The 11,730-nt window shown below is 45.0% G+C and carries 9 protein-coding genes; 2 read left to right on the top strand and 7 right to left on the bottom strand.

Annotated elements, in window-relative coordinates:
- Window position 1: 1 nt before the first annotated feature.
- The 6 genes from OXU50_08265 to pyrE all read right to left on the bottom strand — a co-directional run bounded on the left by OXU50_08265 (window position 2) and on the right by pyrE (window position 9,055).
- Window positions 2–526 carry a PIN domain-containing protein gene (locus tag OXU50_08265; protein MDD9869862.1) on the bottom strand — a complete coding sequence of 175 codons (525 nt, stop codon included), beginning with the start codon at window positions 524–526 and terminating at the stop codon, window positions 2–4.
- Complete coding sequence (locus OXU50_08260) at window positions 519–1,331, bottom strand: hypothetical protein (protein ID MDD9869861.1); 813 nt, start codon at window positions 1,329–1,331, stop codon at window positions 519–521. Before OXU50_08260 ends, OXU50_08265 begins: the two co-directional genes overlap by 8 nt.
- 200 nt (window positions 1,332–1,531) lie before the next feature.
- Complete coding sequence (locus OXU50_08255) at window positions 1,532–3,454, bottom strand: AAA family ATPase (GenBank protein ID MDD9869860.1); 1,923 nt, start codon at window positions 3,452–3,454, stop codon at window positions 1,532–1,534.
- Window positions 3,455–3,519: 65 nt separating this feature from the next.
- Window positions 3,520–6,441: a DEAD/DEAH box helicase family protein gene (locus tag OXU50_08250; protein MDD9869859.1), complete on the bottom strand. Its 2,922-nt coding sequence runs from the start codon at window positions 6,439–6,441 to the stop codon at window positions 3,520–3,522.
- An 18-nt stretch (window positions 6,442–6,459) separates the two neighbouring features.
- Window positions 6,460–8,355 (bottom strand): site-specific DNA-methyltransferase, encoded by a 1,896-nt coding sequence (locus tag OXU50_08245; protein ID MDD9869858.1) that lies wholly within the window; start codon window positions 8,353–8,355, stop codon window positions 6,460–6,462.
- A 43-nt stretch (window positions 8,356–8,398) separates the two neighbouring features.
- Window positions 8,399–9,055: an orotate phosphoribosyltransferase gene (gene pyrE / locus OXU50_08240; GenBank protein ID MDD9869857.1), complete on the bottom strand. Its 657-nt coding sequence runs from the start codon at window positions 9,053–9,055 to the stop codon at window positions 8,399–8,401.
- 168 nt (window positions 9,056–9,223) lie between these two features.
- Between pyrE and OXU50_08235 the strand changes: the two genes are divergently transcribed.
- Window positions 9,224–10,183: a hypothetical protein gene (locus OXU50_08235; GenBank protein MDD9869856.1), complete on the top strand. Its 960-nt coding sequence runs from the start codon at window positions 9,224–9,226 to the stop codon at window positions 10,181–10,183.
- Between the two features lie 72 nt (window positions 10,184–10,255).
- Entirely contained in the window at window positions 10,256–10,990 is a 735-nt protein-coding gene (locus tag OXU50_08230; GenBank protein MDD9869855.1) for a hypothetical protein, read from the top strand.
- Window positions 10,991–11,016: 26 nt separating this feature from the next.
- On the opposite strand, the gene OXU50_08225 is transcribed toward OXU50_08230, so the two are convergent.
- Window positions 11,017–11,661 (bottom strand): hypothetical protein, encoded by a 645-nt coding sequence (locus tag OXU50_08225; GenBank protein ID MDD9869854.1) that lies wholly within the window; start codon window positions 11,659–11,661, stop codon window positions 11,017–11,019.
- Window positions 11,662–11,730: the final 69 nt, after the last annotated feature.

The raw sequence follows: 11,730 nt of genomic DNA, 5'->3' as shown, positions 1-11,730 counted from the left end.
ATCAAAAATCTAAATCCTCTTGCCGGTACTTGTCCGGCAACAGGGTTGTTTCTTCTGGTTCGCATATTTTAAGCCCCAACTTATGAAGCTTGCTGTTCTTGTTGAGAATTTTCTTGTCTGTGGTAAGAAGCTCACCACATTCCCTGTCTAATGCTGATGCAACATGAATTGCATCAAGGGCGCCTTTCAGGGGGATGCCGTGAATCCAGCGAAGATCACGGGCTTTCCTTATGATGGTAAGTGTCGGTTGTACCAGGTCAACCCCACTTCTGCCGGAAGCGAGCAAACCATCAAAAAATTGCCTGGCGTCATCTGATGGACTACCTTTGCCTTTGATGTGGGTGCATTCGGCGATTGAGAGCGACGATGTGAGAACTTGAATATTTTTGTCTTTGGCTGCTTTGATGAACCGTTTTGTGAGCCAGGCGTTGCGTTCATTTACATCTTTAGATGCCATCACTAATTCGTGTTTAGCCAGGTTGATAAACAGGCAGGCGTCTATATAGACTTTATTCAAGTCAGTCATCGCTGCGCACCATTTCTATAAACTCCTCTGTCGTCAACTTGCCGGTGTAATCTGGTTGGCTACCAATGAATTGTTCAAACAGCGCTTCATCGAAATCCGGCGCAATGTGAAATTTAGAAACTTCAATGGATTTAATCAGGCCACTTTCTCTATCCTCAGCGACCTCGCCTTCAACAAAGATTACTGCGCTTGGTTCGCGCAACATTTTAATCACGTCCTGATACAGGTCTGGCTTAAAGAAGCAATCGACTAAGACATTGGTGGATTTCTCCCGGACAGCCAGCTTGGGGCGTTTGCTTTCTTTGTAGAAAGCATGAACAATTCCTTGAATCTCTCCATAGTAATTGGCAATTTGCGGCACCATTTCCATTATTTTGGTGGCCGACTCTTTGGTTAACTCAAACTGCTTGGAGGGCACATCTTTTTCGCCTCGATAAAGACCAAGCGAGACAGTTTCATTCGGGGCAATCGCTTCCGAGATTCTTGCGTAACGAATACGGGTGGCGTCACTAATCCGCAAATTCAGCTCTGGGTCAGAAAGGTCATTCTCCATAACGTTTCTGAGAACCTGGTAGCCGTAATCCATAATATCTTGAGTCTGTTCATCTAATCGGGAGCAGTCAAACACGACAGAACCGTCCTCGAAGTTGTGTGCAACCCAGTCGCCGGGGTCGCCCTCGAATCCGATGTCTTCACCGGCTGCGGTCAAGAATTGCTGAGTCTTCTTGACGATGTTCCCAAGCTGATCCAAAGGAATGCCGACGCCTCCTTTATTTAACTCAACTCTGAGTCTCAGATTGTTCATGGCCTCATGCTCCATGTGAGGTGGTGGGTGGGGGTACTCAGGGGTATATTGTCAAAATTATCTACGATTGCAACCCCTCTGCTGCCGGAATTTCTTCGGAAGTCAGGCCATACAGTGCATAGACAAGGCAATCTATTTCAGTTTCTACCGGCGGCACACTGATTTTCAGAGTAACTGGAATGTCAGAATCACTATAGATTTCATCCTCTATTTGGGAGTGTTGAATTGATGCATGAGAACAACTTTTCAAAGTTCTGGAGGGTCTCTTCTGAAAGAGATGGCAGTATTTCATCACGTTTTCGCATCAGTATCTCGGCTGGTCTTCCATGGTCAAATCGCCCTATGTTTTCCTTGCGGGCAATCCGTTTTACAAAAGGATCATTGCCGGTAAGGTCTGAAGCTTGATATGACTTGTTAAACGCTGCGTTATACATTTTCAGATAATCTTCTGGCGAGAACAAATCCTCAATGTCACCCGACTGGCGCTCGAGGATTTGTCCTACAGTGATGATACGTGTTTCTGCCAGAAATTTTTGGTCGGCAAGTGACTGAAGTTTTTGATGACCCTCTTTGCGCGAATCAACGAAAACCGAGAAATTCAGATTTTTCCGTCCGAGCAGCGCCACAAAGGTAGGGACGAGGTCAGCACCACCGACAGGAGTAATAGTCCATCGCTCATCCAAGCCCTCTTTGCCATTTTCTATGAGATGTGCTGACAGCACTGACAAATAGATGTAGTCCGATGGGCCTTCAACCACAAGATTGTCAGGCCCAATAAACAGGTGCTGAGCCAAATCGTAGCCCAATGCACCTTGCAGAGGGAAAAGTGAGTCTGAATCGGTGGTGAAAACGTTATCAGAAATTACGGAGCCTGTGTCAGGCCCCCGGTCTTCGACTACACGCGCTCGCTCTAACTTGCCTGGTTGAATCATAAATGGAGAGTGTGTCGTATAGATGACTTGACAATTTTTAGCCAAACGTTCATCAATAAATCGCAGAAAATCAGCTTGTGCGCGAGCATGTAACCCGACACCTGGTTCATCCAGCAAAATGATGACTGGTTTTTTGCTATATTCGTATTCCGAGAATGCCGCCAAAAAGGAAAAGAACCATTGGAAGCCCGATGAACGTTCTTGAAAGGGGAGAGACAGCATGTGCTGGTTGTCTCGCATCCGAATATGCAACTTGTCTAATACGGCCTTCCGGCCTTCCCCGCTATCCACAGTGGTTGCTGAAATGTCGATTTCAACCTGAAGATTTGAGTTCGTGGTCCAGTATTCCATAACCTCATGGGTAATGGCGTTAGCCACATTCTCCAGTTCTCGCTTACGCGTTTCATAGTCAGAGGCCAAGAGGTAATCATCTTCGGCACCAGCCTGCATTAGCAGTGCTTTTGCTGTCCGTTGACCGTCATTAATTTCTGAGTCATCGGTTTCAAGCAGCTCTCGGATTTTCACAATACCCGGTAACTTACTGTACTCAGCGAAGTAAAAGAATTTTGGGAGGAGTTTGTATATCTCTCCTCTAACTAATTTCCCAAAGTTGTCAACGCTCCCAAAATAATTGCCAATTTCTTGATTGAGTTTTTCGCAAGCGACATTCGTCTGTTCATCGCCGTTACCCTTTAGTTTCTCAATTTCTTCTTTCAACAGATCAAATGATTCACAGTTGTTCATGTTGTCTGCAATGCCCTGTGGCAAATCAACTTCTCTAATCAGATTTGAAACTGCCAGATTTTCATCTGCCTTATACGCATAAAGCCACGTTCCCGCGTAGGTGCGGCTAACTTGAACTTCGGCTGACTTGAAAACGCCCTCACCTAACCGCGAAGCAAGTGCTTTTTGGTCAGTTTCTTGGAGAGAAAACGATGCTGTGACAGCCTTGGCATTCTCTATATTCCGCCCTTCCTTCCGGTGCCTCTTTTCAAGCCAAGCGGGGTAGTGCTGGCTTGCGTTGAAGCCCAAAGTGTGTTGGCCAGCATTTAGGCGTCGAAGCGCCTCTAAAAACGCAGTTTTGCCAGACTCGTTTTTGCCAACTAAGCATGTGACATCATCCTGGATTTTAACCTCGGTTGAGTCCAGAATGTTCCGGAAGTGCTCAACTTGGACATTAACCAATTTCATTTTTTCCTCCAGTTTGGTATCTCGGGGTGGCAGTGCGGTGTTTCTGGTTGAGGTTGCATTATGCATTATAACACATTCTTAAAGGCTTCCCGTACGTTTGTGCAGACCGCGAAGTCAACATCTATGGCTTCAAAGTGGCGTGCACCGCATTTAATTTTCTGATTCTCTATCAGCCGGCGCTTCTCTTCCTCTAAAGTGCCCTTGGTCTCCCGAACTAGATACACCTTGGCATCTTTTTTGGCAACGATAGCCCAGTCGGGATTGTAGTTTCCGACAGGCGTGGGCACTACGAACCATGACGGCAACTTCACGAAAAAGCGAATGCTATCCATGCTGTCAAGTTTCTCGGCGAATTCCTTTTCCACTTTGGACTCATAAACAATGTAGTCATGCGTTGTCCGATCTTGATTTTGCACCTTGTAAAGCCGGTCCAGGTAAGTTCCCAAATGCTTTTCATCTTCTTCCTCGAAGAGTCGCATTTCAAAAGCCTGGTCGCCGATTTTTTCGTACTTGATGCCATCAATGACGATACCGTGAAGAACCCCGTTCAGTCGTTTGGCTACTTCTGTCATGAAAGCTTGCGGGTTGCGCAAGAAGTCTTTCAGCCGGTCGGAGTGCAGCAGGATTTTATGAAGTGTGCCCCGCGTCAATTCAGTCTCACGCTGAAGGAAAGCCATAATATCGGGGATTTGTTTTTTTGCGTCGGCATCCCGTGTGGTTTCATCCAGCACTTTTTCTTCTTTGACTCCTGCTCGTGTGATATTTGCTTCGGTTATCTTCCGTGTGATTTGCACTGCCTCAATCTCGGCCATGCCCCGGATTTCCTCGACCGCCTCATTAATCAGTTCATCCGTCTTGTATTTGACCGAGTAATAAGTCTTTTTGCTGATGCGCTTCCAAAGCTCTATGAAGTCGGGGTTTGTCTTGACCTCCTTGCGATACTTCACTCGCTTTTTTTTGCGAGCGTTTTCAATGCGGCTCTCGAAAACATAGTGCTTCATCTCGTCAATGACAGCTGGCCGTATCGTCTTGAACTCATCTGCGACATCCAGGACAAACTCCGGTGAATCCGGCGCAAATTTGTCCTGGATTTTTCCCTCTGCATTGATGTAACCCTGCTTTTCCAGTTCTTCCCAAATGTCCTTGGACCTTTCCTGCCCAATGGCTTCATTAGTGACGGGAGAAATCAGCTTGGAGAAGGCTTCCGGTTTTATGTAGCCAAACTGGATGCCTGTATCATGCTCAATGTCTGCTTGCAGAGCCTTGGCATAATCCTCAAAACTTTCATTTGCAATAACTGTCAGGCGATTGATGTTGTCATCAAAGATGCGTTCACCTTCCTGATTTACAGGCAGGCGAAGCCCGCGGCCAATCGTTTGGCGGCGTTCTGTGTCTTTTCCGATGTTCCGGAGTGTGCAAATCTGAAAGACATTCGGATTGTCCCAGCCTTCCTTGAGTGCCGAGTGACTGAATATGAAGCGCAATGGTTCTCTCACATCCAATAAGCGTTCTTTATCTCTCATAATCAGGTTATAGGTGTCCTCGTCAGTTTTCGTGGTCCCGCTGGTGTCTCTTGAACGGCCTTTAGAGTCTTGGGAAAAGTAGCCGTTATGCACTTTTTCGGCAGATTGGTCATTGGACAATTCTGTGTAGATTTCCTCAAACCATTCGGCGAAACGTCCTTTCTGAGGGATGCCGCTATCGTAAGTGCGGTAATTGGAGACTTTGTCGATAAAGAACAAGCTTAGCACCTTGATACCTTCTTTCTTGAAGAGTTCCTCCCGCTCCAGATGAAGCTCAATAGTATCCCGGATTTGCGCCTTGATAACTTCTTCGCTCATGCCGCCAAGTTCTTCACCAAGTTTGATTATTGTGCTGTTGGAAAATTCAATATGCTCAAGCCCCGGCTTTGCCGAAATACTTTTGACGATAAATCCTTCGGCGTAATCAGAGCGATTTGATTTTGACGAAAGATTCTCGCGGTACTTAATCTTGGTCTTTTTGCTCTTGGAGCCGTTGGGGCCATCTACATGGATTGTCACCTTGGCATGAGGCGTTTTTGTCCCCTCATCATAATCAACTGCGTCAAGCCTGATATATGGCATGTTAAAGTTTTCTTCGCTTTGCACAGAGTTGATTTCTATTCGTTTGACCAAGCGCATATCGTAGGCTCTCACCGGGTCGAGTTTATAGAGCAGATTGTAAAAATTCTTGTGCGTCGCAGAGTAACGAAAAGCAAAAAGCGGATTCAATGTCTCGATTGCCTTTTGCGATATTGGAGTGTTGTCAACGCTTTGTGGCTCATCAATTATCAGGATTGGGCGCGTTGCCGAAACATACTCTGATGGCTTGTGGCCTGCCAGCTCTTCACGTTCCTGGCCAAAGATGCGGGTGTTTTTGTCCCCGCGAATTGCATCAATGTTGATAACCATAATCTTAATGATGTTGTCTGTGGCAAATTGACGAACCTTGCCCAATTTTTTTGAATCATAAACGAAGTAGTCATAGGGCACTTTGTTATATATCGCGGAGAAATGCTCCCTTGTAATCTCAAGACTTTTGAGCACGCCTTCCCGAATTGCCACGCTGGGCACAACCACGATAAACTTTTTGAATCCATATCGCCGGTTAAGATCGAATATTGACCGCAGATAAACATAGGTTTTCCCGGTTCCGGTTTCCATTTCCACAGTGAAATTCGGAAACTTGTAATCACTGTCGTGGCCGTCAACCAAGGCAGAGGATCTTGCAATGTCGTTTTGTTCTTGAATCCTCTGTACATTCTGCAGAATCCGGCTATCGTCAATGTTCAAAGCATTGGCGACTCCCAATTCGCTGTGCTCGACGCCGGCAAACAGCGCATTGCCCAGGCTTTGGCTGACCTGTGAGTAGGTGCTTTGTGGGGTTTCTTGTCCCTCAAAGACTCCTGCTATCGCCGCGATAGCCTCGCGCTGGTGTTCCAGGTCGGCGTCGAATCGAAGTTTCATTCTGTCCAGACTCCTTGATTAAACTGTACGAAAGACGATTTGTTGGTGAGTTTCATCACCGGTAGTGCGGGACTTGAATGTTTGCACAGCATTGGTTTTGAGTTGGTCATTACCCGCAAAGCTCGTGTCTAGGCAGATTACCTGCATTGGATTAGCCTCGGCCATTGCCCGAATAACTTCGGATGTGAGCGCCTCTTCGAGACAGATTAGCAAAACGCCATCTTCTATTGAAAAAACTGTTTTCCCGGCCATTTCTTTCTTTTCAATATTTGTTGTCAGTGGAAACCCGGCCTTAAGAAGCAACTCGTAGAGGATATCCTCTTGAGTGGCATCTGGATTGATATGGTCAACATGGAGCCTGAGCTGCTCTTTAACTGCTTCCTCGCTGTCCTCTGGTGTGTTATCCCACACTTTGAAGTTTGATTGGTCTAATTTGAATACCTTGAAGCCAATCGTGTTCTGGTTCTTTCTCTCGTTAGATTCTATTATTTTACTGATAACACGGCGAAGACGCTCCTTGCCAATGTCGGCGATGGTTTGGTAGCCGGCTTTGCGCGCCTCGCTTTTCTCATCGCACTGTTCCGGCATCTGCACGCAAATGAATTTACGGTTAATCCCGTCTTTATTCAGGTCAAGCACAGCGTGAGCTGTAGTGCAGGAGCCGGCGAAGTAGTCGAGGACAATGTCGTCTTCCATTACAGTTTGTCTGACGATAAATTTTATAACGTCCAACGGCTTAGGAAAGTCAAAGACTTTATCATTATCAAACATGGCCATGAATTGCCTTGTTGCCTTTTCCGTAGAAAACCAACCAAGCGATGTAACAATGGCTTTCCTGGGATTTTTATAAGAGTCAATGAATTTCTTTTGCCGAGGGACACCATCATTTTTCGTGGGGAAAATGACCAGATTATCCTCAATCATCTGTTCCACTCGCTTTTGGGAAAACGCCCAATAACCAGAAAACTGCCTTTTGGTCTTTGGATCGGTGATTGTAAATTGATTTCTTTTTGCACCAGTTGATCTCATGCTTTCTGAACGCCACAAGCCACGAGGATCATTGTCAGGGTTGGCAAAATCTTCCTCTTTTCTGTCTTCTCCCCTGAATTTGACCCTTTCTATATTTCTAGAGTAACAAATCATATATTCATGGTTTGACATTAGCATTGTCGTAGGTGGCACCCCTCTTGCAGGCCGTTTCGTTTGCCAAACAAACTGGCCAACAAAATTCTCCTCCCCAAAAATCTCATTCATCAGCATCCGCAGGTTGTGTACCTCGTTGTCGTCAATGGAAACAAAAATGATGCCATCTTCACAAAGAAGATTCTGGGCCGTATAAAGCCTTGGGTACATCATGTTTAACCATTTGGTATGAGAGCGACCTGAGTCAGTCTTGTTAGTGGAGAATTTACGCCCCTCTTCATCAATTTGGCCAGTGTATCGAAGATACGTTTCCAAACTCTCAGAGTAATCATCAGGGTAAATGAAATCGTTCCCAGTATTATATGGGGGGTCGATATAAATCATCTTGACCTGTCCGTTGTAACTTTTTTGCAACAGTTTCAAGACTTCAAGATTGTCTCCTTCAATGAAAAGATTGTCAGTTTCATCAAAGTTCACAGATTCACTCCGGTCTGGTTTGAGCGTTGCTATAGATGGGGACGAAATAATATTCTGGCACTTATTTTTGTCAGGCCATGTCATACCAAAGCGTTCCTTTGGCTGCTCGGAAACATCGGAAAATTCCCCGAGCACACTTTTCAGCCGCTCGAAATCCAAAGCCTCAATGATTTTTCCTTCATCATCTTTTATCTCAGTAAAGGCTTCCGGCACAAATTGTTTAAGCCGCTTGCGTTTTGCATCGGCTATGTCCATTGAAGAAAGGTCAAACTTTTTGGGTTCTTCCGCAGTCATGGTTAAGTTCCTCAATTATGGTGTTGCTTTGATTGCATTGATGTTATTTTGTACCAGCAACAGCTCCATACTGCCCCTGATACTCCCGCAACCCTTCAATAAACCCCGAATACCTTGCATCCCCTGCCACCGTCTCAGCCAGTTGCGTAACATTGGCAACACTAATCACCGGCACCCCGAACTCCTTCCCCATCTCGTCCACCGACGAAGCTTCCCCTTCGCCCTTTTCCTGTCGGTCAAAAGAGATAACAAGGCCAACCGGCTGCGCGCTAATCTCCCTGATAAGCGGAATGACTTCGCGCGCGGTGGCGCCTGAACTGATGACATCATCCACAATCAAAACCCGGCCTTCCAATGGCGCGCCGACAAACCAGCCGCCCTCGCCGTGACTTTTCACTTCCTTTCGGTTGAAAGAAAAAGGCTTGTTGATATTGAATTCGCGCAACAGGCAAATCGCGGTCGTGCACACCAGCGGAATGCCTTTGTAGGCAGGGCCAAACAGAACATCAAACTTGATGTCTGCCTGCACAATCGCCTGTGCGTAGAAGCGCCCCAGTTGCCACAGCGCCTCGCTGTCATTGAAGACACCGGCATTGAAAAAGTAGGGGCTGACTCTGCCCGATTTCAACTCAAACGAGCCGAACTTCAGCGCCTCGCGCTCAAGCGCGAACTGGATAAATTGGTTGGCGTTGGAATCCATGGATGGGTTATTTTACTAATTCATTGCTTGTCTGTCATGGGCGGTGTGTCTGGAAGTTGTTTTATGGCGGTTAGTGGTAAAATGGCTATCGTTCACAGGCGCAATTTACCGGTTACAGTGAAACGGAGTCAGTGTGGCCGGGAATCTCTACATGAGGGAAAATGAACAATGAATGTAGAAAAAATTAAAGAAATCCTGAATCAACTGGGAGAGATTGAAGTTGATAGTTTGGAGAGAAAGGGTACGGATTTCCCTTTTTCTGATGTTCAGAAACACATTGTCACTATTTTAGAAAGTATAAAAATACTGAAAGACAATCCTGAAATTTTTGAACAACTGCCCTTCTATCCGGATAATCATATTGAGAATTTTTTTGATGCTTTTCAAAATAATGTTCGCAATATACAAAAGTTTAATCCGGCAAAAGTCGGCAATCCAGGTAGAACGCGGGATATATTTGCGGGGAATATTCGCAGTAGTTATGCGGAATTTTATTCTCTTTTGTTTCCTTGCTTGAAGTTTGCAGCATTGGAACGGGAAGTGTCGCCTGAAAAAATGAAAGAATTGGAGCAACAAGGCCAAAAGGTAATTGATGAAGTCCGAAGGCAAAAAGAGGAAGTTAATGAAACTCTAAACATAGTACAGGAAGCCGCCGCAGTTGCTGGAGTAAGCAGATTTGCAGGAGTTTTTGGCGATCAAGCACAAAAAAACAGGCGAACTGCCCGCACATGGTTAATTGTTTCAATTGTTTCGGTGGGCATAATTGGCTTTATTATATGGTGGATTTTTGATGGATTAGTTGATGAGAGACAAAGTGAGATTGCCTCTGAAATCTCATGGCAAATTTTTCTTTCAAAAATATTGTTTCTGTCTTTCGCCTCTGTGGTTTTTTATCAAGTGGTGAAAAACTACAATGCAAATATGCATCTTTACACGCTGAACAAGCACAGAGAAAACAGTCTCGCTACGTTTCAGGCATTTGTTGAATCGTCAAAAGATTACCAAGTTCGAGAAACTATTTTAGTCCAGACAACGAGAGCAATATTTGAAGCAGGCCAAACCGGCTATGTTTCATCTCCAGATGGGGCAATGCCGAGTATAGAAACCATCAAACTTAACAGGGACTAGTCAACTCATTAATCAGACAACGATAGATAGAAATGACAAGTAGCAACCTTCCAAAGCACTCCCCATTTACCTATGCACCCTGAAAAAGAAAAACTATTTAAGCGTTATGCGTTCACTGCATTAGAGGACCGTTTTTGTAACGATCGAGATGAGTTTGAAAAATTCTATGACTCTCTCGATTCCTCTATCCAGGATGATTTCTTGGATGCAGCGGCTTTTTACCTGTTCCTTGTCAAGCAAGGAGATTGGCATGTGAAAGTCAAAAATTACAATCGGATTGAAGTTTCCATAAACAACTCTCTCAAGCTTGTATCATTGTTTGCGCTTATCGAATCTTTGTCAGATGAGAAAAACCAAGACTTCTACCAGTGGTTGTGTGAAAAGAATCAAGAGTCAAAATTATTCCCGATTTGCGATAAAAAAACACTGTTAGAACTCTACAATGAGTACAAGAGGGTTTATGGATCAATTCGCCGCTGTGTTGCTTTCTTTGAGCGTCTGCCGGAAGGCAGCCAAAAGAAATTACTCGGCACAATAAAAATTAAGAAGCGCAGAGAGGGACATAAAAAAAGTAGACCTATGGGGTCAATTAAAGAGATGGCACAGTTTCTTTACAAACTGCGTAGCGAGTTTGTACATCAAGTGAGTTTATTTAATTTGGGTGGCCCTAGTCTTGTGGTTGTTGAGATAGATGACAAGACAGTTGGTGGAAGTAGATTGGATATTGCTGACTTGCAAACACTTTTCGAGGAAGGTCTAGTGAAGCATTTTTCAGAATTAAACAAGGCAAGGAAAACGCAAGCATAGGTAGCCTCGCCGCTTTGCCAGAGATTTTATAATGCTTTATTTTCAGATCTTCCATATCTAGACATCCATGTAAGAAATTCAATTCCAAGAGGGGTGATGTGATAAATTTTGTCCTGCATAATAATTAAACCCGAATCCACTAAAAGCCCCAGGTACTTTTTCAAATCCCACGCGCCGAGTACCTCTGGAAATGCCGCCTTTACACCTTCCCAGTACTTTTGGAGGTACTCCTCTGTTCTGCCTTGCCCCCTAATTTCGTTTAAATCTTTAAGGAGGCGTATCTGACTACCCAAAATAACAGCATGTATCCGCTCAAACTCTGTCAGAGCTTTTGATGCTGCGAGATATTTGATTAAAACTTCGACTGTGTCCTCTAAGTCCCCTTTGATGGCAAGCCCTTTGCCCTCCAAATCAGATTTTATTGCGTTCTCAATGTCAGATAAAACTGGGGATTCCCCAATAACGGCCACCAATTCTCGTACGGCTTCTTGGCGCCGTTCTTTTTCTTCGCGTTGTGCGTCCGGATTAGGTGTTATTTTTATTCCAGATTTACCAATAGACTTAATACCAGAAATAAGCTCGGCTATAGGTTTCCTGAAAACAAGAATGAATATTACTGCGAAAGCAAGTGCTGGATAATACCACGCCATAGTGCTGATTATTTCACTCATTGGTTTTGCTAATACAAGAGACAGGCGGCCCCAAGTCCGTCAGGATTGAGATGGCCGCCTGCGCTGCCG

It is taken from the genome of Gammaproteobacteria bacterium (genome assembly GCA_028817225.1).
In the GTDB taxonomy this organism is placed as follows: Bacteria; Pseudomonadota; Gammaproteobacteria; order Poriferisulfidales; family Oxydemutatoraceae; genus Oxydemutator.
The sequence above is the reverse complement of the archived record's forward strand: the minus strand, read 5'-3'. Positions and strand labels throughout refer to the sequence as shown.

What these genes read in the sequence shown, in the direction of transcription:
- OXU50_08265 (MDD9869862.1), bottom strand. Translation starts at nt 526, where the DNA reads ATGACTGACTTGAATAAAGTCTATATAGACGCCTGCCTGTTTATCAAC.
- OXU50_08260 (MDD9869861.1), bottom strand. Translation starts at nt 1,331, where the DNA reads ATGAACAATCTGAGACTCAGAGTTGAGTTAAATAAAGGAGGCGTCGGC.
- OXU50_08255 (MDD9869860.1), bottom strand. Translation starts at nt 3,454, where the DNA reads ATGAAATTGGTTAATGTCCAAGTTGAGCACTTCCGGAACATTCTGGAC.
- OXU50_08250 (MDD9869859.1), bottom strand. Translation starts at nt 6,441, where the DNA reads ATGAAACTTCGATTCGACGCCGACCTGGAACACCAGCGCGAGGCTATC.
- OXU50_08245 (MDD9869858.1), bottom strand. Translation starts at nt 8,355, where the DNA reads ATGACTGCGGAAGAACCCAAAAAGTTTGACCTTTCTTCAATGGACATA.
- pyrE (MDD9869857.1), bottom strand. Translation starts at nt 9,055, where the DNA reads ATGGATTCCAACGCCAACCAATTTATCCAGTTCGCGCTTGAGCGCGAG.
- OXU50_08235 (MDD9869856.1), top strand. Translation starts at nt 9,224, where the DNA reads ATGAATGTAGAAAAAATTAAAGAAATCCTGAATCAACTGGGAGAGATT.
- OXU50_08230 (MDD9869855.1), top strand. Translation starts at nt 10,256, where the DNA reads ATGCACCCTGAAAAAGAAAAACTATTTAAGCGTTATGCGTTCACTGCA.
- OXU50_08225 (MDD9869854.1), bottom strand. Translation starts at nt 11,661, where the DNA reads ATGAGTGAAATAATCAGCACTATGGCGTGGTATTATCCAGCACTTGCT.